Annotated in this window: 21 protein-coding genes and 1 riboswitch; of the genes, 12 read left to right on the top strand and 9 right to left on the bottom strand. The window is 64.4% G+C overall.

The window, feature by feature from the left end; genetic code table 11:
• Positions 1 to 106: 106 nt before the first annotated feature.
• Complete coding sequence (locus ACYVKM_RS12515; protein WP_460877943.1) at positions 107 to 3,046, top strand: diguanylate cyclase; 2,940 nt, start codon at positions 107 to 109, stop codon at positions 3,044 to 3,046.
• A 21-nt stretch (positions 3,047 to 3,067) separates the two neighbouring features.
• Here the strand turns inward: ACYVKM_RS12515 and ACYVKM_RS12510 are convergent, their stop codons facing one another.
• A complete protein-coding gene (locus tag ACYVKM_RS12510; protein ID WP_460877942.1) occupies positions 3,068 to 4,051 on the bottom strand; it encodes a mitochondrial fission ELM1 family protein in 984 nt (327 codons plus the stop codon).
• Between the two features lie 135 nt (positions 4,052 to 4,186).
• On the opposite strand from ACYVKM_RS12510, the gene ACYVKM_RS12505 reads away from it, so the two are divergent.
• Complete coding sequence (locus ACYVKM_RS12505) at positions 4,187 to 4,780, top strand: malonic semialdehyde reductase (RefSeq protein WP_460877941.1); 594 nt, start codon at positions 4,187 to 4,189, stop codon at positions 4,778 to 4,780.
• A 37-nt stretch (positions 4,781 to 4,817) separates the two neighbouring features.
• Positions 4,818 to 5,411: a YceI family protein gene (locus ACYVKM_RS12500; RefSeq protein ID WP_460877940.1), complete on the top strand. Its 594-nt coding sequence runs from the start codon at positions 4,818 to 4,820 to the stop codon at positions 5,409 to 5,411.
• 67 nt (positions 5,412 to 5,478) lie between these two features.
• Here the strand turns inward: ACYVKM_RS12500 and ACYVKM_RS12495 are convergent, their stop codons facing one another.
• A complete protein-coding gene (locus ACYVKM_RS12495) occupies positions 5,479 to 6,744 on the bottom strand; it encodes a Yip1 family protein (protein ID WP_460877939.1) in 1,266 nt (421 codons plus the stop codon).
• A 186-nt stretch (positions 6,745 to 6,930) separates the two neighbouring features.
• On the opposite strand from ACYVKM_RS12495, the gene ACYVKM_RS12490 reads away from it, so the two are divergent.
• The 4 genes from ACYVKM_RS12490 (at position 6,931) to ACYVKM_RS12475 (ending at position 10,418) form a co-directional block, all read left to right on the top strand.
• On the top strand, positions 6,931 to 7,140 hold the full coding sequence (locus ACYVKM_RS12490; protein WP_460877938.1) for a zinc-finger domain-containing protein: 210 nt from the start codon (positions 6,931 to 6,933) through the stop codon (positions 7,138 to 7,140).
• Between the two features lie 77 nt (positions 7,141 to 7,217).
• The gene (locus ACYVKM_RS12485; protein ID WP_460877937.1) at positions 7,218 to 8,345 is read left to right on the top strand and encodes a glycosyltransferase; all 1,128 of its coding nucleotides are present in this window, start codon (positions 7,218 to 7,220) and stop codon (positions 8,343 to 8,345) included.
• A 65-nt stretch (positions 8,346 to 8,410) separates the two neighbouring features.
• A complete protein-coding gene (locus ACYVKM_RS12480) occupies positions 8,411 to 9,676 on the top strand; it encodes an O-antigen ligase family protein (RefSeq protein ID WP_460877936.1) in 1,266 nt (421 codons plus the stop codon).
• Positions 9,663 to 10,418 (top strand): glycosyltransferase family 2 protein, encoded by a 756-nt coding sequence (locus tag ACYVKM_RS12475; protein WP_460877935.1) that lies wholly within the window; start codon positions 9,663 to 9,665, stop codon positions 10,416 to 10,418. The genes ACYVKM_RS12480 and ACYVKM_RS12475 overlap by 14 nt, the downstream gene beginning before the upstream one ends.
• A gap of 19 nt (positions 10,419 to 10,437) precedes the next feature.
• Here ACYVKM_RS12475 and ACYVKM_RS12470 read toward each other — a convergent pair whose 3' ends face one another.
• From ACYVKM_RS12470 to lpxL, 3 genes are all read right to left on the bottom strand, one after another.
• The gene (locus ACYVKM_RS12470) at positions 10,438 to 11,514 is read right to left on the bottom strand and encodes a glycosyltransferase family 4 protein (protein WP_460877934.1); all 1,077 of its coding nucleotides are present in this window, start codon (positions 11,512 to 11,514) and stop codon (positions 10,438 to 10,440) included.
• The gene (locus ACYVKM_RS12465; protein WP_460877933.1) at positions 11,511 to 12,257 is read right to left on the bottom strand and encodes a polysaccharide deacetylase family protein; all 747 of its coding nucleotides are present in this window, start codon (positions 12,255 to 12,257) and stop codon (positions 11,511 to 11,513) included. The genes ACYVKM_RS12470 and ACYVKM_RS12465 overlap by 4 nt, the downstream gene beginning before the upstream one ends.
• A gap of 187 nt (positions 12,258 to 12,444) precedes the next feature.
• Complete coding sequence (gene lpxL, locus ACYVKM_RS12460; RefSeq protein ID WP_460877932.1) at positions 12,445 to 13,362, bottom strand: LpxL/LpxP family Kdo(2)-lipid IV(A) lauroyl/palmitoleoyl acyltransferase; 918 nt, start codon at positions 13,360 to 13,362, stop codon at positions 12,445 to 12,447.
• A gap of 94 nt (positions 13,363 to 13,456) precedes the next feature.
• Between lpxL and waaA the strand changes: the two genes are divergently transcribed.
• Positions 13,457 to 14,722 carry a lipid IV(A) 3-deoxy-D-manno-octulosonic acid transferase gene (gene waaA / locus ACYVKM_RS12455; RefSeq protein ID WP_460877931.1) on the top strand — a complete coding sequence of 422 codons (1,266 nt, stop codon included), beginning with the start codon at positions 13,457 to 13,459 and terminating at the stop codon, positions 14,720 to 14,722.
• A 69-nt stretch (positions 14,723 to 14,791) separates the two neighbouring features.
• Here waaA and ACYVKM_RS12450 read toward each other — a convergent pair whose 3' ends face one another.
• Together ACYVKM_RS12450 and ACYVKM_RS12445 are read right to left on the bottom strand one after the other, a co-directional pair.
• Positions 14,792 to 16,141, bottom strand: coding sequence for a TolC family outer membrane protein (locus ACYVKM_RS12450; protein WP_460877930.1), 1,350 nt, complete (start codon positions 16,139 to 16,141; stop codon positions 14,792 to 14,794).
• 32 nt (positions 16,142 to 16,173) lie between these two features.
• On the bottom strand, positions 16,174 to 16,833 hold the full coding sequence (locus ACYVKM_RS12445) for a protein-L-isoaspartate O-methyltransferase family protein (protein WP_460877929.1): 660 nt from the start codon (positions 16,831 to 16,833) through the stop codon (positions 16,174 to 16,176).
• A gap of 323 nt (positions 16,834 to 17,156) precedes the next feature.
• Between ACYVKM_RS12445 and ACYVKM_RS12440 the strand changes: the two genes are divergently transcribed.
• The 4 genes from ACYVKM_RS12440 to ACYVKM_RS12425 all read left to right on the top strand — a co-directional run bounded on the left by ACYVKM_RS12440 (position 17,157) and on the right by ACYVKM_RS12425 (position 22,473).
• Positions 17,157 to 17,756, top strand: coding sequence for a TetR/AcrR family transcriptional regulator (locus ACYVKM_RS12440; RefSeq protein WP_460877928.1), 600 nt, complete (start codon positions 17,157 to 17,159; stop codon positions 17,754 to 17,756).
• A 43-nt stretch (positions 17,757 to 17,799) separates the two neighbouring features.
• A riboswitch (TPP riboswitch) is annotated at positions 17,800 to 17,894 on the top strand.
• Between the two features lie 109 nt (positions 17,895 to 18,003).
• The gene (gene thiC / locus ACYVKM_RS12435; protein ID WP_460877927.1) at positions 18,004 to 19,881 is read left to right on the top strand and encodes a phosphomethylpyrimidine synthase ThiC; all 1,878 of its coding nucleotides are present in this window, start codon (positions 18,004 to 18,006) and stop codon (positions 19,879 to 19,881) included.
• An 8-nt stretch (positions 19,882 to 19,889) separates the two neighbouring features.
• Entirely contained in the window at positions 19,890 to 21,728 is a 1,839-nt protein-coding gene (locus tag ACYVKM_RS12430) for a sulfotransferase (protein ID WP_460877926.1), read from the top strand.
• Between the two features lie 148 nt (positions 21,729 to 21,876).
• Positions 21,877 to 22,473, top strand: coding sequence for a ferritin-like domain-containing protein (locus tag ACYVKM_RS12425; RefSeq protein WP_460877925.1), 597 nt, complete (start codon positions 21,877 to 21,879; stop codon positions 22,471 to 22,473).
• A 52-nt stretch (positions 22,474 to 22,525) separates the two neighbouring features.
• On the opposite strand, the gene ACYVKM_RS12420 is transcribed toward ACYVKM_RS12425, so the two are convergent.
• Together ACYVKM_RS12420 and ACYVKM_RS12415 are read right to left on the bottom strand one after the other, a co-directional pair.
• Positions 22,526 to 23,542 carry a zinc-binding alcohol dehydrogenase family protein gene (locus ACYVKM_RS12420; protein WP_460877924.1) on the bottom strand — a complete coding sequence of 339 codons (1,017 nt, stop codon included), beginning with the start codon at positions 23,540 to 23,542 and terminating at the stop codon, positions 22,526 to 22,528.
• Positions 23,543 to 23,583: 41 nt separating this feature from the next.
• The gene (locus ACYVKM_RS12415; RefSeq protein WP_460877923.1) at positions 23,584 to 24,615 is read right to left on the bottom strand and encodes an aldo/keto reductase; all 1,032 of its coding nucleotides are present in this window, start codon (positions 24,613 to 24,615) and stop codon (positions 23,584 to 23,586) included.
• Positions 24,616 to 24,655 lie beyond the last annotated feature (40 nt).

The following is a 24,655-nucleotide window of genomic DNA, read 5'->3' as shown; positions in this document are numbered from 1 at the left end:
AGAAGCCGGCGACGTCATCCAGGGGCGTGACCTTGCCGGTAGAAGGGGGCGCATGGCACGGGCGTTGTACACGGTCCTGTTCGCGGTTTCGATCTGCATATCCGGTATGCGGTCCGCCGCCGCGTTGAGTCCGCAGATTCCGATCCACGCCTTCGTCACCGACCACTGGAGCGTCGAGCAGGGCCTGCCGCAGATCACCGTCCTCGGCATTGCCCAGGATCGTGCCGGTTTTTTGTGGATCAATACCCAGGCTGCCGTGGCGCGTTTCGATGGCGTGCAGTTTGTCGCGTTCGACCGGGCCGGCACCGGGATCGATACCAGCATGCTCACCGCGGTCTGGGCGGATCCGCTCGGGCAGGTCTGGTTCGGCGGTGCGCATGGTCTGTTGCACGAGGCGCGGAACCATTTCACCGCGCTGGGCGGCGAGGCGGTCAACGCGATCATCGATGCGGGCGATGGCACCCCGCTGCTGGCCACGTCACGCGGCCTGGCACGTGTGCGCGATGGCCGGATCATTCCGGTTCCCGGCTACAGCGGCCCTGCCTACAGTCTGTTGCGCGTGGGTGACGCGCTATGGATTGGTGGCCTGGGCCGTGTTTGCCGGCTCACGGCCGCGCTGGATTCGCCGGTGGTGACATGCGTGGCGCAAGACATGGCAGGCCATCAGCCGGTGGCCATCACCCAGATCGCGAGCAGCCGGGGCAGCCTGTGGCTGGGTACGCACATCGGGCTGATGCGCCTGGACGGAGATCGCATCGTTTCCGCCGGACTGGACCACGATCTCGATACCACGTCGATCGAAAGCCTGTTGACCGATCGCGATGGCACATTGTGGATCGGCACCGTGCCGGCGTTGTATCGGCTGCCGCCCGACGCTGCCCTGGAGCAGGCGGACGACACCGATATCGCTCGCCACCCATGGGTCCAGGCGCTGTATGAGGATCGTGCGGGCAATCTGTGGATGGGAACCCATATCGGTGGCCTGTACCGGATCTGGAATGGCTGGACACGCCGTGTGTCTTTACGCGACGGGCTGACCGACTCCCTCGTGTGGAGCATCGTGCGCGCACCGGATGGCAGGATCGTGTTCGGCACCAATACCGATGTGGAAATCTTCGATGGTCGGCGCGTGCAACCCTGGATCGCCGGCAAGGCACTGCCGAACCCTTCCGCCTACGAGTTGTATTACGACCATCGCGCCCGGTTGTGGATCGGTACCCGCTCGGGCATCGCGGTTTTTGATCACGGCAAAGACGTCACCCCACCGGCCTTGTCTGCGCTGGCCAGTCTGCAGATCAACGATGTCCGCGAAACGGCCGATGACGATTTCTGGATCGGCACTTCCGGCGGGCTGTATCACTGGTACGCAGGCACCCTCAGTCGCGCCGATGCTGGCGCGCCGGCAGCCGCCTCGATCATCCGCTCGATCCTGTCGTTGACGCCGGACCATCTGTACCTGGCTACCGAGGATGGTGTGCGCGAGTGGCACGACGGCAAGCTGACGCAGCCCGCATGGGCCGAACCGCTGCGTGGCCATTTCGTGTCCCGGGTGACGATGCTGGGTCCGGGCATGCTCGGGATCGCCACCACAGATGCCGGCGTCGGCGTCATGGTGAACGGACAGCTGCGCATGACCACCCAGAAGGATGGCCTGCCCAGCGACAATGCCTGGACACTCAACGTGCTCGATGGAGAGCTTTACGTCGGCTCGATTGCCGGTGCGTGGCGGCTGCCGCTCGCGCAACTGCCCATGCCGGGTTCGCCGTCGCGGCAGGTGGTACCGCAGCTGCTCGCTGGCGAGGAGCGCACCACCAGCCTGCACAATACGCACTGCTGCAATGGCGGAGCCGGCGCGCGCAGCCTGATCGTGGGGGATGTCATCTGGTACAGCACGACGGACGGTGCGCTCGGGGTGGATACGCGTGCCCTGGGTACCCAGCCGAAGTCGCCGGCCGCGACGATCGAATCCGTCGAACATGATGGTCGTCAGTTTGCCGGTACATCATTCGAGCTGCGTGATGGTGCGCGCGACCTGGCCGTTCATTACACCGCGCCCTATCTGCGCATAGGTGCGTTGCGTTTCCGCTATCAGCTGGAAGGTTACGACACGGATTGGCAGGATGTGGGCGCCCGGCGCGTCGCGTTCTACACGCATCTGCCGCCGGGGAAATACCGTTTCCGTGTCGCCGCGGCGATTTCCGGTGACCCCGGTTTCGGTCCCGAGGCGGATCTGGCGATCCGGGTCGAGCCGCATTGGTACGAACGCGCCCTGGTGCGTGCTGCGGCAATCCTGCTGTCGGGTCTGGCGATCATCCTGCTGGTTGCTTGGAGTCTGCGCACGCAACGTCGCCGCAATGCACGGCTGGAGGCGCAAGTCGTACGACGCACCGCGCAACTTGCACGCGCGGTCGAACGCCTGCGGGTGGCCAATCTCGCGCTGGCCGAGGAGAGTCATACCGACGCTCTGACCGCACTGCACAACCGGCGTTACCTGCTGCGGCGGCTGCCTGGGTTGCTTTCCGCCAACGAGAGCGTTGGCGTGCTGCAGCTCGATATCGACTATTTCAAGCAGGTCAACGACGACTACGGTCATGCAACCGGTGATGCTGTATTGCGCGCGCTTGGTCGTCTGCTACTGGCGGCGCGGCGCGGCAGCGACATCACCGTGCGCTGGGGTGGCGAGGAGTTTCTGCTGCTGCTGCCCGGCATCGATGCTGCTGGTGCGCTGAGCATTGCCGAGCGCCTGCGGCGGGATATTGCCGCACAGGATTTCGCCGATGGCCGCGGCGGCAGCATCCGCTTGACCTGCTCGATCGGCTTCAGCCTGTATCCGCTCGCGATCCGGGCCGATAGCGGCACATTCGAGGCTGCCCTAGAACTGGCCGACCTCGCGTTGTACCGGGCCAAACAGGATGGACGAAACACCTGTGTCGGACTGATCGCCCCCGCGCTGTTGCCGGCGGAAATCCTGGGCAGTCCGTTCGCCGGGCAACTCGACGCGCTGATCGCCGCGGACCGGTTGCGCTGGGTGCGCGAAACATCCTGAGGCCGATTCGCCTTCGCCACGTTACGCGTCGTCCGGTCCGTGGTGGCGGATCCGTTCGCACAGTTCGATGGCGATCGCGGCGGTTTCGCGCAGAGGCGGCCTGTGCTCCGGGGGTGCCGGGGTATCGAGATCCTGCAACAGTCCGGCTTCGCGCAGCATGCGATGGAACCGCGCGATCTTCGGGGGCAGTGGGGTGGTGACGAAGGTCTGTACCGGGCAGCCGACCGCGCAGGCTTCGCTGAGCATGTTCACCGAATCGGGCGTGACGATCAGCCGGTCGGCCCAGCCGAGCACGCCGGGGTAGGGGTTGCGGCCATCGTCGCGGCCGGCCCAGATCAGTCCGGGCACGTCTCTCAGTGTGTCGCGGAAGACCTCGATCAGGCCAGACGGAGTGCGGCGCGAGGCCAGTACCAGCAGGCTGCCGCCTTCGCGTTGTTGCCGTTGCAGCAGGCGCGTGGCCAGCTGGCGGGCGTAGTCCGTATCCAGCGCAATGCCCTTGCGCGGGCCGCCGAGCAGCACGCCGATGCGCGGCTGCGGCAGTTCTGCAAACTGCGGGCAGGATTCGCGGCCGTCGGCCAGCCACGCGTCATCCACCGCATTCAGCGAACCGAGCGGCTGCAGCACGTTGCTCCCATCGACACGGTCGTGCCGTGGCGCAATCACCGTGTCCCAGTGTGCGGGATCGATACGCGGGTCGAGGATCTGCACGGTGTAACACTCGCCACGGGAAAGACGCCGCAGCAGGCGGGTGAACAGGGCGGCGGCGCGGCCGCAGCCGATGGCCACGCTCGGCCAGGGTGGCGCAAACAGGATGCGCTGGTGGGGCGGCAGCGCCAGCCGGCCACCGAGGACAAGGCGCGGTGCCAGCCACGACCATGGCGCGTGCGGCTCCAGCACCAGATGGCGAAACGGTACCTGCAGATATTCGGCCAGCGCCAGCGCCTGTCGCTGGTTGCCCGCGGCTGCATCGGTGATCACCCAGCATTCGCCCTGCAGTTTCAGCATGGGCTCAGACGGCGTGACATTGTTTCCCTGATCAACACAGTACGTTCCCCGGATCATGATCTGTTGATGTGCGTCCACCTATACACTTGCACGCCATAGCGCCATGTCGGCGCGTCCATGCAGCAGAGGATACCCATGAGCGAGTTGCTTTCCGAGGCCGCCCTTGACCAGTTGTTCCGCCATGCCCGCACGCTCAATGCGTGGCTGCCGAAGGATGTGAGCGATGCGCAGCTGCACCAGCTCTATGAGCTGGCCAAGTTCGGCCCGACCAGTGCCAATGCCTCGCCGATGCGGCTGGTGTTCGTGAAGTCGAAGGAAGCCAAGGCGAAACTGGCGCCGTTCCTGTCCGAGGGCAACCGGGGCAAGACCATGGAAGCGCCAGTGACCGCGATCGTCGCTACCGATCATGAGTTCTTCGAGCATCTGCCCAAGCTGTTTCCGCATGCCGACGCACGCAGCTGGTTCGTCGGCAATCAGCCGCTGATCGACACCACCGCATTTCGCAACGGCACCCTGCAGGGCGCCTATGTGCTGATGGCGGCGCGCGCACTCGGGCTCGACTGCGGGCCGATGTCCGGCTTCGACAATGCCGGCGTCGATGCGGCCTTCTTTGCCGGCACCGCGATCAAGTCGAATTTCCTGATCAGCATCGGTTATGGCGATACCAGCCGCAACCTGTTCCCGCGCAGTCCCCGTCTCACGTTTGACGAAGCCTGCACGATCGCCTGAACCATCTGTCAGATCACATCCCCAAGGAGTCACTCCCATGCGCGCACTGAAATATCTCGTTCTCGCCGGGTTGCTCGGCACCGCCGTCGTGGCACAGGCCGCACCGGTCACCTACAAGCTCGATCCGAACCACACCATGGTGCTGTTCAGCTGGAACCACTTCGGCTATTCCAACCCCACTGCCGACCTTGGCCTGGGTGAAGGCACCCTGGTGTTCGACGAGCAGCATCCGGCGCAGTCCAGCGTGGAAGTGACCCTGCCGCTGGCCAACCTCGACACTCACGTGCCTGCGCTCGACAAGCACCTGAAGGAAGCCGACTTCTTCGATGCCGACAAGTACCCGACCGTGACGTTCAAGAGCACCAACGTGCAGCCGCTCGGCGGCCACAAGTTCAAGGTCACTGGTGACCTGACCGTGCATGGCGTGACCAAGCCGGTCGTGCTGGATGCCACGCTGAACAAGGTGGGGCCGCATCCGATGACGAAGGCCCAGGCGATCGGCTTCGACGCCACCACGACCTTGAAGCGCAAGGATTTCGGCATTGGTGCCTACGTGCCGAACGTCAGCGACGAGATCACGATCCGCATCACCACCGAAGGTTCGGTGCCGAAGGCCGACGCGGCAAAGTAAGCGCCCGCGTCAGAAAAAAGCCGCGCCGGGAATGGCGCGGCTTTTTTGCAGGTGGTGGCTGGCTGGATCAGTTGGATTTCACACCCGCATCCTTCATCGATGCCAGCTTGCCCAGGTCGATGCTGGCCACGGCCTGCTTCAGCTGGTCGATGTTGTCGGCGTTGCCGGTTGCCTTGACCGTGAAGCGCTGGCCAAGCACCACGCTGTACTCGCCGGACTTGGACTGGGTGTCCCATGCCTCGTGCACCAGGTTGCCGTCGACGGTGTGGGTCCTGTCGTAGCCATGGTCGGTTTCCTTTTCCTCTTCCGGCGCCATCGCAGCGGCCAGTGCCACGAAACCCCTGGCGCCACCGGTATCGGTGACTTCCAGCGTGATGTGCTGGCCGCTGTCGCCGGCGTACTCGGCACTGGCATCGGACACCTGCATGCCCATCGCGTTGTTGCGCTGGGCCGAGATACTGGTCCGCTTGAAGCTGCCCAGGCTGTCGGGCAGGAAGGTCTTGACCTGGTCCGGGGCGAGCGCCTCGACGCTACTGCCGGTGCCGGATATCGCGCCCACCATCTTGCCCATCGCCGCCTGCTGCGCATGGCTGTCGTCTGATTTCTGCGCGGCGTCCATCTCCTTGCCGGCCTGTTCGGCACGCTGGCCCATCGCGGCGAGTGCACCCAATGCGCTGTTGCTGTCGATGCTGACGCTGCTGCCATCGTTGCCGCTGATCTGCATGCCGCTCATCGCGCCGCCACCGAGCGCGGCAACCGCAAAGACCGAGCCGAGGATGACGCCGATGATCCAGCCCAGCACGATCGCGATGACCACGCTGACCGCGGTGTAGCCGGCGGCCTTGTCCGGTGGGCAATTCATGGTGTGCGGCAGGCCCAGGTAGAGCAGGTAGATCGAGTAGATGCCGCCGAGGATCGCGATCAGCCAACCCAGCCAGGGCACGACCACTGCGATGCCGGCCACCCAATAGGCGGTCCACGCGTAGGCCACCGTCTTCAGCGCCTGCGTGATGCCTTTCTGGCCGCCGAAGGTCGGCGCCAGCGCGTTGATGATCAATGCGACAACATAGGCAAGTATCAGGGTCAGTACATAGCGCAGCAGCATCTCGCCGATGCCGTAGCCAATCGGCATGCGTATCGTGATGCCGAACGTACCGCTGCCGATCAGACTGCTCTTGATGAAGGCGGCGATGACGGGCAGTGCCGCGAGGATCGCGATGTAGCCGCCATACAGGCCGCCAACCGTGGCCGGTTCGGCGGCGGCGATCGGCCATTCCGTCCGTGGCGTGATCAGGATGGCCCTGGCGCGTTCGATGATTTTCCCGAAATCCATGAGTCTGTCCCCTCGAGGCCGGCGGCTCCGATGCGAACCGCTCAGGGATTCTCGGCCCGGGGGATCACAATCTGTATTGATCGCACGGGCTATGCCCTTCGGCTGGCTCGCGTTTCAAGCATGAGGGCGGGTGATGCCACCGGCCTGCTACCATTCACGGTCTGATGTCCAGCCTGGAGTTTGCCCATGTCGGGTCCCCTTTCCGCGGCGGTGCCGCTGGTACCGGCAAATGCCGAAAATCGTTACGAAGTGACGCGCAAGGACCTGCCGCTGTCCTGCCCGATGCCGGGCATGGCGCTGTGGAACTCGCATCCGAAGGTATATCTGCCGATCGTTGATGACGGTGGTGAGTCAACCTGCGCCTACTGTGGCGCGCATTACATCCTGCGCGACTGATCGACTGGCTTCATCCGGGTGGCTGGCGGCATTGTTTTTGCTTGCAACAGGGAATGAAAGCCGCCAGTCCAGAGCTCATGTCCAGCATTGTCATTCCCGCCAAGCTGATGACTGTGGTCCAGTTGATCCCCGCACTGCATTCGGGCGGCGCGGAGCGCTCGGCGCTGGAAGTGGCCCGGGCGCTGGTGCAGGCCGGGCATCGTTCGGTGGTGATCTCGGCCGGTGGCCGGCTGGCCGCACAGCTGCTGGCCGAGGGCAGCGAGCACATCACGCTTGACCTGGGCCGCAAGTCGCTGGGCACGTTGACCCGTCTGGGCGTATTGCGGCGTGTGCTGCGCGAGCTCAAACCCGACATCGTGCATGCCCGCTCGCGGCTGCCCGCATGGATGGGCTGGTGGGCGCTGAAGGGGATGGCGCCTCGGCCGCATTTCATCACCACCGTGCATGGACTCAATACGCCGGGAAATTACAGTGCGATCCTGTTGCGCGGGGAGCGGGTGATTGCCGTCTCGCAGACCGTGCGTGACTACGTGCTCAGTCATTATCCCTGGCTGGAGCCGGGCCGGGTCCGGGTGATCCCGCGCGGCATCGACCCTTCGGCCTTTCCATACGGGCACCGACCGGAGGATGCCTGGCAGAAGGCGTTCTTTGCGGAGTATCCCGCGCTGGCCGGTGCGCCGCTGCTGACCCTGCCCGGGCGCGGTACGCGTCTGAAGGGGCATCATGACGCGATCGAACTGCTGGCTGACCTGAAGCGGCGCGGGATCGAGGCGCGCCTGCTGCTGCTGGGCGTGATCGAACCCGGTCGCGAGGACTATGTGAAGGAACTGCGCGAATTGATCAGCATGCGTGGAGTAACCAACCAGGTCGTGCTGACGCCGCCGCGCAATGACATCTGCGATATCTATGCGGTGTCGACGCTGGTGCTGCAGCTGTCGAACAAGCCCGAATCCTTCGGACGCACCGTGATCGAGGCGTTGTCGCTGTGTCGACCGGTGCTTGGCTATGCGCACGGCGGCGTGGGTGAACTGCTGGCCGAACTGTATCCGGCTGGCCGCGTGCCGCCGGGTGATCGCGAGCGACTGGTCGAGCGTGCCGCCGAGCTGCTGCGGGTGGCGCCGCCGATTTCGCCGCTGCAGAGCTATCGCCTGATCGACATGCAGCAGGCCACACTGGCGCTGTACGACGAAGTGACTGGCGGCTGAGACCGTAATCCGCGGGTATCCGCGCTCGCCTACAATGCGGGATCGCCTTCTCCTCTGATCCGCGCATGAACTCTTTTGGTACCTCGCTCAAGGCGGCGCTGCGTTCACCGCTGCTGCCGTACTGGCTGGTGGTGGCCCTGTTGCCGTTCGGGCGCAGTTCCGAACTGGGCACCTTTCTGTGCCTGCTCGGGGTGATCCTGCTGTTTGCACGGGAGCCGCGGGCGTTGCAGCAGCATCCCGGTGCGCGCCTGCTGTTGTGGCTGCTGGGTGCCTACATCGCTGCCGCCTTGTTTTCCGCGCTCGACTCGGTGGCGCCGGGCAAGAGCTGGGGTACGGTGGGCGCACTGCTGCGCTATGTGCCGCTGGGTCTGTATGCCTGCTTCGCGATCCGTCGCGACAGCAAGCTGCAGGCGTTCTACATCGCGGTGGCGCTGGTGCTGGCGTTGTGGACGGTCGATGCCTGGGTGCAGGCACTGACAGGCTGGAGCCTGGGTGGCCACGCCGAGGCCGAGCGTGTTTCCGGCATCTTCGGCGCCACCGATCTCAAGCTGGGCCCGACGCTGGCGGTGCTGTCGCCGTTTGCGCTATGGGCGGCGCGGCGGCGCTGGGGGCTGCCGGGTCTGCTGCTGGCGTTCGTGCTGATGCTGGGTCCGGTGCTGCTGGCCGGCTCGCGCGCGGCGTGGGTGTGCTATGCCCTGGTGGCACTGGGCTTTGCCTGGCGTGAAGCGCGCTCACCGTTGCGATTTGCCGGGTTTTGCGTGATCGGCATGCTGTTGCTGGGACTCGCTGGCGGGATCGCCTGGAAAACCTCTGGCCGCTTCCAGCTGCGGATGGATCGCACCCTGCTTGCCTTGCACGGCACCGATCAGTCCATCGATACCGCGCTCAGTGGCCGGCTGGATATCTGGCATACCAGCGTGGAGATGATCGCCGCGCATCCGGTCAATGGCGTCGGCGTGCGTGGCTTCCGCTATGCCTATCCGCACTATGCGCCGGCAGATGATCACTTTCTCACCGCCGAGTCGTGCGGTGTGGGCGAGGGTGCCTGCCATGCGCATCAGCTGGTGCTGGAAATCCTCACCGAGACGGGTGCGCTCGGCTTGCTGCTGTGGCTGGCCGGCGTCGTGCTGGCGTGGCGCGCATGGCGCCGGGTCGGGGCAGCGGCGCGCACGCGGGCGTTTCCGGTCACGCTGGCGCTGGGCGTGATGCTGTTCCCGCTGAACACCCATCTGGCCTTCTATTCGGCCTGGTGGGGGCTGTTGTTCGGCTGGCTGCTCGGGCTGTGGTGTGCCGCGCTGTATGTAACAGGGGGCGACGATGAGCCAGCGTGAACCGCTGTCGGTGGTGGTCACCACGATGAACAACGCCGCCACGCTTGACGCCTGCCTGCGCTCGGTGGCCTGGGCTGACGAAATTGTCGTGCTGGACTCGGGTTCGACGGATGCCACCTTGGCGATTGCCGCGCATTACGGTGCGCGCATTCATACCCAGCCGTTTGCCGGCTACAGCGCGCAGAAGCAGGCAGCGATTGACCTAGCCAGCCAGCGCTGGGTGTTGTTGCTCGATTCCGATGAATCATTCACCCCGGCGGCGGCGGCACTGTTGCAGCAGGCCTTGCAGGCGCCGGTTCATGCCGGCTACCAGTTGTGGCGGCGCGAGTGGCAGTTCTGGCGCTGGCAATCGCTGCGCAGCCGGCTCAATCACTACGTGCGGCTGTTCGATCGACAACGGGCGCGGATGAGCGATCACCAGGTTCACGAGTCGGTGCTGGTGGACGGCTCGATCGGTGTGCTCGACGTGGTGATCGATCATGTCGGCGAACCCGACATTGCCGGACGCACCGCCAAGGCGAACCGTTACTCCAGCCTGCAGCTGGCCGACCTGGGCCGGCGCAAGGTGTCCTGGCTGCGCTTGCGCATGGTGGTCTATCCCACCGTGGCCTTCCTGCGTTACTACGTGCTGCGCGGCCACTACCGCTCGGGCTGGGCCGGTTTCATCGCGGCACGTATCCACGCGTTCTACGCGTTCCTGAAATACGCCAAGTTGTACGAGCTGCGGCAGCGGCGGGACTGATCCGGCGAAGGATCGAGGATCAGCCGCCGGTCAGGATCCGCTGGAACTCGTCGGCGATCACGCGCGTACTGAAGTGCTGCTGCACGTATTCGTGCGCAGCCGTACCCATCGACATTCGCAGCGACGGATCGCACAGCTTCAGGATCGCTTCGTGCCAGGCAGTCACATCGCCTGGCGGTAGCAGCAGACCGGTCACGTCGGCTTGCAGTGTCTCGGGAATGCCGCCGATATCGCTGCCCAGCACCGGGACGCCGGCAGCCTGTGCTTCGACCGAGACGCGGCCGAACGTTTCTGTCGCTATCGATGGAAAGGCCAGCATGGAGAACGCACTGTAATAGGGGAGGGCGTCGTTGATCCAGCCGAGGAAATGGTGCCGGGCTGCGGTGGGGTGCGTGGCGGCACGCTCGCGCAGCGTCTGTGCATCCGGCCCGTCGCCCAGCCATACGCAGTGCAGTCGAGGCTCCGCAGCCATGGCCGCCGTGGCAGCTTCGAACAGGGGGAAGATGCCCTTGCCGTTGTGCATGCGCCCGGCATAGCCGAGCACGATGGTTTCCTCGTCCAGGCCGAGCGAGCTCAGGATCTCGCTGCGTTGCTGCGCATCGTGCCGGCACAACTCCATGTTGACCGGGTTGTACAGCACCCGTACCAGCTGGCCCGGAATGCCCCGGTCCAGGTAGGCCTGACGGGCATGTTTCGAGACGGCGAAGAATCGTTGCGCGAGGCGTGGGATCAGGTAAGCGGAAAGCCGCTTCATGGGCGGGGTGCGATGCCGGAACAGCGCAACCGGCACGCGCAACAGCCAGCCGGCCAGGATCAGCGGCCAATATTCCTTGCCGGAGTTTCCTACCAGCCAGTCGGGTTTCAGCTGCCACGCTGCCTTGAAGACGGCGACATAACCACGCAAATCGAACACGTTGCGGAACTGCGCCCTGTACAGACGGACAGGGGACTGCGACAGCCCCTGCCATATCACGCCGTCGGGATAGACCACGGCACTGACTTCATGCCCGGCTTCGGCCATGGCCTGAACCAGGGCGACAAAATGGCTGGCGGCCCCGGTGTTTTCGGGATTGGTGCCGACAAAGAGCAGTTTCACGCGCGCCGATCCTCGTAGGCTGACATCGCGCGCATGGCGAACTGCGGCAGCATGTGATGGCGCGCTACCTGTACCCGTGGCAGCTGCCACAGGTCCATGCCGGCGGTGGCGCGGCCACGCCGGGTCGTAGTGGCGGCGGCGAACCCGGCCTCGCGCACCACGTCGGCCACGCGGTCGTCGGCATCGCCATAGGGGTAGCAGAACTGCGTGACCGGGCTATCGAGGTGATTCTCCAGCGTCGCCTTGCTGCCGTGGATCTCGTCGTGCAGTTGTGTGTCACTGCATTGCGTCAACCGCGGGTGGCTGCATGTATGTGCGCCAATCTCCATGCCGCCGCGATGCCAGCCGCGCAGTTGCTCCACCGACATCAACGGCTTGCGCACGCCCAGCCGTTCGGCGTCCCACTGGTTGTATTGCCCGATGCTGCCGCTGACGACATAGCAGGTGGCACTGAAACCATACTTCTGCAACACCGGCAGGGCCGAGTCCAGATTGTCCAGATAACCGTCGTCCAGGGTGATGACCGCGACGCGACCGGTACGCTCGCCTTGCAGGTAGGGCATCGCGGCCGACATGGACATCCCGGTATAGCCGAAACGCTTCAGCAGCCACATCTGCCGCGCGAATGCGCCGGGGCTGACGTACAGGCTGCGCCAGCGGCGAAGGCCGCGCGGGGCGTTCGCGATGTTGTGGTAGGTGAGGATCGGCAGGGCCGGCGCCTGCTGCGCCATCTCGCGGGTCATTCGGTGCCTCGTGCTGCGCAAGATGCCCATGGCAGGCAGGCAACGCCATCGCGCTTGCTGCATCGGGTGCACTCGCACCGATGAACGCGCGGCTGGCACGGACAATTAGGGGTCGACATAGAGGAGGTGAGGTCTTCGGATGCTGGTGCAATTTCACACAGAGCATCCTTTCGGCGACCTGTCGACCTCAGTACAGGGGGGCAGTATCCGGTGGCCGCGTCTTGAAGCGTTTATGCACCCACAGATACTGTTCCGGTGCCTCGCGCACCATCTGCTCGATGCAGGCGTTGATGCGCGCGGTATCGCCCAGGACGTCGGCGCTGGGGAAATCTTCCAGCGGCGCGCCAAGACGCAAGGCGTAGCCTTGGCCATCGGGCAGGCGGCGATGGAAGAACGGAATGACCACGGCACCGGACATCCGCGCCAGGTGGTGGGTCGCGGTGATGGTGGCTGCCGGCACGCCGAAGAACGGCACGAATACGCTGTCCTTGCTGCGCATGTCCTGATCCGGCGCATACCACAGCGTGCCGCCGCTACGCAGGTATTTCACCGTGCCGCGGATGTCGTCCTTCTCGAACATCGCTTCGGCGTAATGCAGCCGGGCACGCAACACGGTCCACTCGAACACGGCCGAATCCATCTTGCGGTACATGCCGGCAATGCGGATGCGTTGCGAGACCAGTCGTGCGCACAGCTCCAGATGCGAAAAATGGCCGCCCACCAGCAGCACGCCCTTGCCCTGTGCCCGTGCTGTTTCGAGATGCTGGAGTCCCTCGATGCGGGTCGGGATGCTGGCCATGCGGCGGTCGCTGCCCATCCAGCCCAATGCAAACTCGACCAGCATCAGGCCGATATCGCGCAGGTTGGCGTCGACCAGCGCGGCCTGCTCGGCGGCGTCGAGTTCGGGAAAGCACAGTGCGATGTTCATCTCGGCGATATGTCGCCGTTCCGAAGGCACGCGCAATACCAGGGCGCCGAGTCGGCGACCCAGCCACAGCAGTGCCCTCTGTGGCAGCTGCGCGATCAGCCAGATGGCAGCCGCACCCAGCCACGCCGGCCAGCGGCGCGGTGCAAGCAGCGAGGGGGTGAAGGCGGGACGGGGCATGCCGGGCATCGTCGGCATTGTAGCGGCCTGCTTCCGATCCGGCTCGGGTTGCCCGCTCTCGCTATACTCCCGCGTTGCCAGCAAGGATCGACCGTTGCGCTATCTCTACACACTCGCGATGTATCTGGCGACGCCGTTGCTGGTGCTTCGCCTGCTCGCACGTGGCGTGCGCTCGCGGCCATACCATCGACGCTGGCCGGAGCGTTTCGGATTCTTCCGGGCGCCTGGCTTCAGTGGCAGCTTGTGGGTGCACGCGGTGTCGGTCGGCGAGGTGAATGCGGCCGAACCGCTGATCAAGGCGCTGCGCCGGGATTATCCGAACGCTCCCGTGGTGATCACCACGGTCACACCGACCGGAACCGCGCGGGTGCACCAGCTGTTTGGGGACAGCGTGTTCCATGTCTACCTGCCGTATGACCTGCCGTATTCAGTAGGTCGTTTCCTGAAGAAGGTGCGGCCGCGGCTCGCGCTGATCGTGGAAACCGAAATCTGGCCGAACCTGTATTTCGCCTGCCGCCGGCGCGGCATCCCGCTGATGATCGTCAATGCACGGCTGTCCGAGCGCTCGATGCGCGGCTACCGGCCACTGCGTTCGCTGGCACGCTCGGCGCTGCGCTGCGTACGGCAGATTGCCGCGCAGTCACGCACGGATGCTGCACGCTATCGGCTGCTCGGTGCCGACCCGCAGCAGATCGTGGTCACCGGCAACATGAAGTTCGACATGCCGATACCCGAGGGCGCGGTGGCGGATGGTGCCATCATGCGCGGCCATTGGGGGCCGCGGCGGCCGGTATGGATGGCCGCCAGCACGCACGAAGGCGAGGAGCTGGCCGTACTGGAGGCGCATCTGCAGGTGCTCAAGCGACTGCCGGACGCGTTGTTGCTGCTGGCACCACGGCATCCCGAGCGCTTCCGCGTGGTCGAGCACTCGGTGCGCAGCCTGGGCTTTGCGGTCGGCACGCGCAGCGCCGACGGCATGCCGTCGCCGTCGAACCAGGTCTTCGTGATCGATGCGATGGGGCAGCTTATGCCGTTCTTCGCGGCCGCCGATGTGGCCTTCGTCGGCGGCAGTCTGGTGCCGATCGGCGGCCACAACGTGCTGGAACCGGCGGCGTTGTCGATCCCGGTGCTGGTGGGGCCACATACCTTCAATTTCGAGGCGATCACGCACAGCCTGATCGAGCAGGGAGGGGCCGAGCGTGTGAAGGACAGTGCTCAACTCGGTCCTGACGTGCTGCAGTTGTTGCGTGATCCCGCGAAGCGGGAGCAGATGGGTCTGGCGGCGCAGCACGTGTTCGAGCGCGAACGCGGCGCGGTGCAACGGACCATGCAGCTGATCGATACCTTGCTGCAGGAATAGCTGCAAAAAGAAAGACGGCCGGGTGGTGAGCCCGGCCGTCTGGTGCATGCGACATGCGTGGTTGGCGGGTTACTGCAGCAGTGCGTTGATCGCCTCGATATCCTTGTAGTCGGCGGTGCCGGCGGCCTGCTGCAACAGCAGCTTGTTCACGACGAACTGATGGCGGGCCTGCGAATAGCTGCTTTCCGAGGAAGTCAGGGTCTGGATCGCCAGCAGCACGTCGGTCATGGTCTGGGTACCTACCGAGTAACCGGCGCGGGTGGCATCCAGTGCCTCCTGGCCGGACTGCACCGAAGCCTTGCCGGACTGCACCTGTGCGATGCCGGCAAGCACCGAGCGGTAATAGTTCAGCGTATTGGCCTTGATCTGGCGTCGTTCGGATTCCAGCGAATCCTGGGCGGCGTCGCGCTCGTAGATCGACTGGCGCACCTGGGACTGGGTAAGGCCACCGGAGAAGATCGGCACGCTCAGGGTCAGCCCGATCGTGGTCGAGGCCGGGGTATTCGAATGGATGTCGGAGTTCTGGTACCAGCTGGCACTCTTGCCATAGGTGACGTTCGCGCTGATGGTCGGCAGATGGCCGGCACGCGCGGCGCTGATGTTGTGCTCGGCGGTCTGCACGTTGTCCCGCTGCGCGAGCAGGCTGGGGTTGGATGCCAGCGCGGTCTTCACCCAGGCATCCGGGTCGGCGGGCGTGGGTGGATCGAGCGGCAGGTCGTCGCGCAGCTTCTTCAGGTCGCCGGTGGGCTTGCCGGTGATCTGGCTCAATGCTTCACGGTCGTTGTCGAGGGTGTTCTGCGCGGCAATCGTCTGTGCCTTGGCTGCCTCGTAGGCGGCCTTGGCCTGGTAGGAACCGGTCACCGCCGCGATGCCGACCTTGTACTGCTGGTCGGCCTGATCGTATTGCCGCTTGAACGCTTCCTCGTTTGCCTTGGCGAAGGTCAGCTGGTCTTCGTCAGTCAGGACGGTGAAATAGGCGGTGGTAACGCGCACGAACAGGGCCTGTACGGCGGCTTGGTAGGTCTGGTCCTGTGCTTCCGCAGCCGAGTGGGCCGCCTTGAGATTGGCGTACTTGCTGAAGTCGAGCACGCTCTGGCTGAGCTGGCCGTTGATGTCCCGCGTACGCGTATGGCCGAAGCCGCTGGTGCTGATGAGCTGGCCGGGATTGTTCGGATCCTGGAAGGTCTGGCTGCCCGAGCTCTTGCTCTGGCTCAGTGTCAAGCCAGCCGTTACCTGCGGCAGCAACAACGCGCGCGCCTGATCCACGCCTTCACCGGTGGACAGCCGGGTGGCATCGGCCTGCGCCAGCACCGGATCGTTGGCGCGTGCGTCACGGTAGGCATCGAGCAGATCCTCGCCATGGCTGGGCAACGACGTGGCGGCCAGGGCCAGGGCCAGGGTGAGCAGCTTCAAACGCATGGGTTGCCTCGTGGGGATGGTCGGGGGCGCAATCAGAAGACGAACCGCTGCGGCGGTTCGGCATGGGTCAGATAGGGCAGATCGGTTTCGAACAGGACTTCTTCGCGGTAGCGGCCCGCGCCTTCATGGGTCAGCAAGGTGGCGTGCTGCACCGGTGATTGGCCGTGCACGATCAGCGCACGACCGCCGGGCTTGAGCCAGGTCAGCCAGCGCGGAGGAATCGCGGACACCGCCCCGGTCACCACCAGCGCATCGAACAACTCGTTCGGCTGCCATGCATTGACTGCTTCGCCAGTGATCAGGGTGGCGTTGGCGATGCCTGCCGTGTGCAGCCGCTGCGTAGCCGCAGCGATGAAGTCAGCATGGATGTCGACGCTGGTCATCTGTGCCGACAGCGAGGCCATGCAGGCGGTGAGGAAACCCGAGCCGGTGCCGATTTCCAGCACGTGGTCGGTCGGCAGCAGTTCGAGCGCCTGCAGTACGCGGCCCTCCACCACCGGCTTCATCATCACTTCGCCGTGACCCAGTGGCAGGCACAGATCAGCGAAGGCCAGCTGGCGATGCGCGGCATCGACGAAGTCCTCGCGACGTACCCTGCTGATGACGTCCAGTACGCGGCTGTCCAGCACCTCCCACGGGCGCACCTGGTTTTCCACCATGTTCAGTCGCGCCTGCTCGAAGTTCATCGCCATCTGCTCGTGTCCCGTGCGGATCGAAAAAGGTCAAAAAGGATAAGCGCTTGAGCCCTGACCTACAATGACAAACATTCGACAGTGCCAAGCCTGCCGGTTGCGTGCCAGCCCACGTAGTGCCGGAAGTCATCGCAAGCAGTTGACGGGCGTCACCCGACACCGGGGAGGTGCTGGATGGCGTGCCTGAACCGGGTAAAGCTGCCGTTCTGGAAAATAATTGAACCGCCTCGTATAATAAAGCTTGGCTATTCATTTGTGAAGGTGCGGGCATGGTCAGCAGCGCGCAAATCAGACCCCAGCAGGGCCCCGGTCGCCCGAAGGACATGGAGAAGCGTGCCGCGATTCTGGTCGCGGCCAAGGCGCTGTTCATCCGCAATGCGTTTGCCGGCACCAGCATGGATGCCATCGCGGCGGATGCCGGCGTTTCCAAACTCACCGTGTACAGTCATTTCGGCGACAAGGACAATCTGTTTCGCGAAGTGATCCGTTCGCGCATTCAGGACCTGCTGCCGGAAGAAACCTACGCCTTCGACCCTCGTCTCGATATCCGCGACACCTTGTTGCGGGTGGCGTTGACCCACGCTCGTCTGGATTGCAACGCCGAAACCGTAGGCACCTTCCGTGCCATCCTCAGTGACTGCCGCCAAGGCAATCCGCGTTACGGCAAGTTGATCTGGGAAGAAGGCACGACGCGCACCCATGGTTTGATGGAGCACCTGCTGCAACAGGCGGTCGACGCCGGGCAGCTGGACATTGACGATGTGCCGCGCGCCGCCGGACAGTTTCTGGCGTTGATCAAGGGCAACCTGATGATGCGCCAGATGTTCGGCTGTACCGATTGCCCACAGAGTTATGCCGAGGAAATCGAAGCCACGGCGCATGCCGGGGTCACGATGTTCCTGCGCGCCTATCGGACACGTTGAGCTGCCACGCTCGCCAGTCACCCCGCTTCGTGCTTGAATAGCCCGGTTGAAGCGGGGGTGCCGACGCAAGCCGGCTGAGAGAGTCCCTTCGAACCTGATCCGGTTAGCACCGGTGTAGGGAGCTTCGTCGCACGAGGTCAGCCATCGTGCGTCCGGTGCCGCCGCTTCTGTTGCTTGTATGCGAGTCCATCGCAGGAGCCGCACCTTGTGTGCGGGTTTTTCAACAGAAGCCGCCGGACACATGCCGATGAATGCCTTGCCCACCGACCTTGCGCGCGCCGCACAGGAACTCTCCGATGCCGTGACGCGGCCCATTCCCGGTTCGCGCAAGATCCATGTGCAGGGCAGCCGGCCCGACCTGAAGGTGCCGCTGCGCGAAATCTGCCAGGCGCAGACGCCGACCCTGTTCGGTGGAGAAAGCAATCTGCCGATCACTGTCTACGACACTTCCGGTCCGTACACCGATCCGGGCCATGCAGTCGATCTGGCTGCCGGCCTGCCGGCACTGCGTGCTGCCTGGATCGCCGAGCGTGGTGATACCGGGCAGCTCGAAGGCCTGAGTTCCGAATTCGGTCGCAAGCGAGCCACTGACCCGAAGCTGGATGCACTGCGCTTCACCGGCCTCCGCGTGCCGCGTCGTGCCCAAGCCGGTGCCAACGTGACGCAGATGCATTACGCCCGGCGCGGCATCATCACGCCGGAGATGGAATACATCGCGATCCGCGAGAACCAGAAAATCGAGGCGCTGGCGGGTAGTGCGCTGCTCAACCAGCATCCCGGCGAATCGTTTGGCGCATCCCTGCCGAAGCGGATCACCGCGGAATTCGTGCGTGATGAAGTGGCGCGCGGCCGCGCGATCATCCCGGCCAACATCAATCATCCGGAAAGCGAGCCGATGATCATCGGCCGCAACTTCCTCACCAAGATCAACGCGAACATCGGCAACTCGGCGGTGTCGTCGGGCATCGCCGAGGAAGTGGAGAAGCTGGTGTGGTCGATCCGCTGGGGCGGCGACACCGTGATGGATCTTTCCACCGGCAAGCACATCCACGAGACGCGCGAGTGGATCATCCGCAACTCACCGGTGCCGATCGGCACGGTGCCGATCTACCAGGCGCTGGAGAAGGTCGACGGTGTCGCCGAGAACCTCACCTGGGAAATCTATCGCGACACTCTGATCGAGCAGGCCGAGCAGGGTGTGGATTACTTCACGATTCATGCCGGTGTATTGCTGCGCTTCGTGCCGCTGACCGCCAAACGTGTCACCGGCATCGTCTCGCGTGGTGGATCGATCATGGCGAAGTGGTGCCTGGCACATCACAAGGAGAATTTCCTCTACACGCACTTCGAGGACATCTGCGAGATCATGAAGGCGTACGACGTGTCCTTCAGTCTCGGCGACGGCCTGCGCCCGGGCTGCATCGCGGATGCGAACGATGCCGCGCAGTTCGGCGAGCTGGACACGCTGGGCGAGCTGACCCGGATCGCCTGGAAGCATGACGTGCAGGTGATGATCGAAGGCCCCGGCCATGTGCCGATGCATTTGATCAAGGAGAACATGGATCGCCAGTTGGAGAAGTGCGGTGAGGCGCCGTTCTACACGCTGGGGCCGCTGACCACCGACATCGCGCCGGGCTACGACCACATCACCTCGGCGATCGGCGCGGCGATGATCGGCTGGTTCGGTACCGCGATGCTCTGCTACGTGACACCGAAGGAACATCTCGGGCTACCGAACAAGCAGGACGTGCGCGACGGCATCATCGCCTACAAGATCGCCGCGCATGCGGCAGATCTGGCCAAGGGGCATCCGGGCGCGCAGGTTCGGGACAACGCACTGAGCAAGGCACGTTTCGAATTCCGCTGGGACGACCAGTTCAACCTCGGCCTCGATCCGGAGAAAGCCAAGGAATTCCACGACGAGACGCTACCCAAGGATGCGCACAAAAGTGCACACTTCTGTTCCATGTGCGGTCCGAAGTTCTGCTCGATGAAGATCACGCAGGACGTACGCGACTATGCCGCCGAGCACGGCGTGGAAGGGTTCGTGGCGATCGATGAAGGCATGGCCGAAAAGGCGGCCGAATTCCGTGCGGCCGGCAGCGAGATCTATCGACGAAGTTGAGGAGACCGATGAAGCTTTCAGTGCCTTTTGTTCAACTGCCGCTGCAATTCGACGCCGACCGCCTGTCCGCAGAGGTCGGCGCTTTCGACAAGACCTGCTGGCGTGAACATCCACAGAAGTTTCCCGGCAATTTCGCGCTGTCGCTGATTTCGGTGCATGGCGATCCGGATGTCGATGACATCAATGGCCCGATGCGGCCCACACCTTATCTTGAGCAATGCCCGTATCTGACCCAGGTGCTGGGGCGGATCGGCGCAGTGTGGGGGCGCACCCGCCTGATGAAGCTGAGCGGCCACGCCGAAGTCACGCCGCATGCCGATGTCAGCTATTACTGGCGCGAGCGCACGCGTGTCCACGTGCCGATCCTGACCAGGCCGGCGGTCAGGTTCATGTGCGGCGAGGCCGAGGTCAACATGGCTCCCGGCGAATGCTGGATCTTCGATACCTGGCGCAATCACCGGGTGATCAATGCGGATGAGGCCGAGCGGATTCACCTGGTCGCCGATACGGTCGGCAGCGAGGGTTTCTGGAACCTGGTCGCGCGTGGACGCGTGCCCGGCAGCGCCGATGCGGCCGGCTGGCACGCGGAAGCCGTGCCTCCGCAGATCGACGCATGTCCCCCGCTGGCCTACGAGTCGGTCAACGTGCCCGTGGTGATGACGCCATGGGAACTGAAGGAACACATCGTCTTCCTGCTCGGGGAAGTGCAGCCACACCAGCAACTGCCCGTCGCGCAGCTGATGGCGACGCGCTTCATGTCGAATTGGAAAGTGCTCTGGGCGCAATACGGCACGGATCGCGCCGGCTGGCCGGCCTATCATGCGGAGCTGGAGGCATTCGAGCAGGCCATGACGCAGGCTGCGGGCGAGCTCAGGGTGGTCAACGGCGCGAAGATCGTGCAGGTCCTGCGGCCGATGATCCTGGACATGGCCGTCGCCGGCCAGGACCAGAATCTGCCGGCCTATGAGCCACGGCAGCCGGCAACGCCCGCTTCACGCACCACCCGGGGCGGTCGTGATCCGGCATTCGACCGTCCGGTGTTCATCGTTTCGTCACCGCGTTCGGGCTCGACCCTGTTGTTCGAGACATTGGCGCAGGCGCCCGGGCTGTTCACCACTGGCCGGGAAAGCCATGCCCTGATCGAGGGAGTTCCGGCGCTGAATCCCGCTATCCACGATTTTCCCTCCAACCGGCTCGATGCGATGGCAGCGACGACGCCATCGACGGAGGCATTGCGGCAGCGTTTCCTTGTCGAGCTGCGTGACCGGGACGGCCATCCTGCGACAGACCGGCCGTTTCGCATGCTCGAGAAAACCCCGAAGAACGCACTACGTGTACCGTTCCTGGCGAAGGTCTTCCCGGAAGCTCACTTCGTCTACCTGTACCGCGATCCGCGCCAGACCCTGAGCAGCATGATCGAGGCCTGGCAATCGGGCCGCTTTCGCACCTATGCGGATCTTCCCGGCTGGACCGGGTTGCCCTGGTCGCTGCTGCTGGTGCCGGGCTGGCGTGAATTGATCGGGCGGCCACTCCAGGAAATCGTGGCGGCGCAGTGGGACATCACCATGCGCACACTGCTCGACGACCTTGGTGCACTGCCGGCCGGAAGCTGTCATGTTGCGCGTTACGACAGCTTTCTTGCGAATCCTGCCGACGAGGTGGGTCGTCTGTGCACTGCACTCGATCTTGGTTGGGATTATTCACTCGATGGTGCGCTTCCCCTTTCGCGCTATACCGTGTCGGAACCAGCAGCGGACAAATGGCGCAGGCATGAGGACCTGATCGAACAGGTACTTCCGAGCCTGCGGGACACGATGGATCGCGCGGAGCGATTTGCGGCACGCTGAATCGGGAGGATGGCGGGATTCCCCTCGGGGCGGGCCTAGCCTGCTGGTGCCTCCTTCACCTGGCTTTTTCACGGGCATTCCTACGCTGTGCGGGCCGTCGGTGCAAACGCACGCCGATGCCCATTCCCACGTCCCACCGGAGCACGCCATGGCCAAGAGCAAGCCGTTCGTCAGCGACATCGAGAACATCCGCAAACGCGCACGCAAGGATATCGAGAAGGGTGCGATGACCGCGGGCTATAGCGCCGACCGTGCCACCGTGGTCAAGCTGCTCAACCATGCGCTCGCGACCGAGCTGGTCTGTGTGCTGCGCTACAAGTACCACTACTACATGGCGTCGGGCATCAACTCGCAGGCGATCAAGGCCGAGTTCCTGCAGCATGCGGGCGAGGAGCAGGGACATGCCGACCTGATCGCCGAGCGTATCACCCAGCTCGACGGCAAGCCGAACCTGTCGCCGGATGGCCTGCTCAGCCGAAGTCATTCCGATTACGTCGAGGGTGACGATCTGGTCGACATGATCAAGGAGGATCTGGTCGCCGAGCGCATCGCGATCGACAGCTATCGCGAGATGATCACCTATATCGGCACCGACGATCCCACCACGCGCCGCATGCTGGAAGGCATCCTGGCAATGGAAGAGGAGCACGCCGAAGACATGAACACGTTGCTGGAGCAACTGGGCAAAAAGGGTGAGCCGGCGAAATCGGCACCGGCGAAAGCGTCGGCACGCAAACATGGGTGACCATCGCGACTTAAAGAGTCGGGCACGGCATGCCACCGTGCCCGATGACGTCTCACCAACCGGTCAGCACCAGCTTGCCGATGGTGGTGCCTGACTCCAGCCGACGGTGCACTTCGCGCAGATTCGCTGCGTTGATCGGGGTCAGTGCATCCGTGCGCGTGGTGCGCAGCTCGCCGGCATCGATCAATGCCGCGACGCGTTCGAGGATGCGGCCTTGCTCGGCCTGATCCGCGGTTTTGAAGCGCGGGCGGGCGAACATCATTTCCCAGTGGATGCCGATGCACTTGGCCTTGTACGGATCGCCGATCTTCAACGTGCCGCTGGGCTCCACGATCAGGCCGAGATGGCCTTGCGGCGCAAGCAGTTCGCCCAGCGTTTCCCAGTAACGGTCGGTGTCGGCGAGATTGATCGCGGCGTCGATCTGCGAAAAACCCAATGCCGCCAGTTGCGTTGCCAACGGCTCACGATGATTGATCACATGCTGCGCGCCCATGCTGCGGCACCACGCGATGGTCTCGGGACGCGAGGCCGTGGCGATCACCGTGAAGCCGGCGCGGCGCGCCAGCTGGATCGCGATCGAACCGACGCCACCGGCACCGCCGATGATCAGCAGCGACTTGCCATCGCCGCCGTGTTCGCTGTCGAACGGCATGCGCTGGAACAGCAGCTCCCATGCGGTGATCGTGGTCAACGGCAGCGCCGCCGCGTCCGCCAGATCCAGCGATTGAGGCGCATGGCCGACCAGACGTGCATCGACCAACTGGTACTCGGCATTGCTGCCGGGGCGGGTGACATCGCCGACGTAGTACACGCGGTCGCCCGGCTTGAACCCGGTGACGTCAGTGCCGACGACTTCGACAGTACCGGCCGCGTCATAGCCGAGCACTTTCGGCTGCGCCTCGACCTGCGGTTTCGGCGAGCGGATCTTGGTATCGACCGGATTCACCGAGACAGCTTCGACGCGCACCAGCAGATCGTGTACGCCAGCCACCGGCTTGGGCAGTTCGACATCGACGAGGGATTCCGGATCGTCGATCGGCAGGTAGCGGATGAGGGCAACGGCTTTCATGGGGGCTCCGGAGTAATGCATGGCATGCATGATGGGACGATTCAGACGGCCGGTGGATTGCGCTCGGCGAACTGCCCGTTCCAATACGGGTAATAAGGATAAGGCGGCGTGACGGCGCTGGCGGCATCGAGTTGCGCGACCTGTTCGCGGCTGAGATTCCAGCTGGCCGCATCGAGGTTCTGGCGCAGTTGTTGCTCGTTGCGCGCACCGATCAGCACGGTCGATACGGTCGGTCGTTGCAGCAGCCAGTTCAGTGCGATCTGCGGCACGCTCTTGCCGGTTTCCGCGGCGAGCGCGTCTAGTGCATCGACCACGCGATACAGCCGTTCCTCATCCACCGGCGGCGCGAAGCCGGCGGTGTCGTGCAATCGGCTGCCTTCGGGCAACGGCTGGCCGCGGCGGATCTTGCCGGTGAGGCGGCCCCAGCCGAGCGGACTCCAGACCACCGCGCCGACCCCTTGATCGAGGCCAAGCGGCATCAGCTCCCATTCGTAATCGCGGCCGATCAGCGAGTAATAGGTCTGGTTGGCGACGAAGCGTGAGTAACCGTGCCGGTCGGCCGCGGCCTGCGACTTCATCAGCTGCCAGCCGGAGAAGTTCGACGCGCCGAGATAACGCAGCTTGCCGGCGCGCACCAGGTCGTCCAGCGTCGACATCACCTGTTCCACCGGCGTCATCGCATCGAAGTGATGCAGTTGCAGCAGGTCGATGTAGTCGGTGCCGAGTCGTTTCAGTGCGCGCTCCACACCGCTGATCAGGTGCTGGCGCGAGGCGCCGACATCGTTCGGGTCATCGCCCGCGCGCAAGCTGAGCTTGGTCGAAATGATCGCCTGCTCGCGCCTGCCCTTCAGCGCCGCGCCGAGGATCGACTCCGATGCGCCATCCGAATAGACGTCCGCGGTATCGAACAGATTGACGCCGGCTTCAAGGCAGATGTCGACCAGCCGCTTCGCTTCCGCGATATCGGTGTTGCCCCATGCGCTGAACAACGGCCCCTTGCCACCGAACGTGCCTGCACCGAAGCCGAGTGCGGGAACCTTGAAGCCGGAGTTGCCGAGATAGCGGTAGTCCATGAGCGTGCTCCGTTGCAATGAATGCGTAGTGGATGAGTGA

This window comes from Rhodanobacter koreensis (genome assembly GCF_054782855.1).
This window is presented reverse-complemented; position numbering and strand designations above follow the sequence as displayed.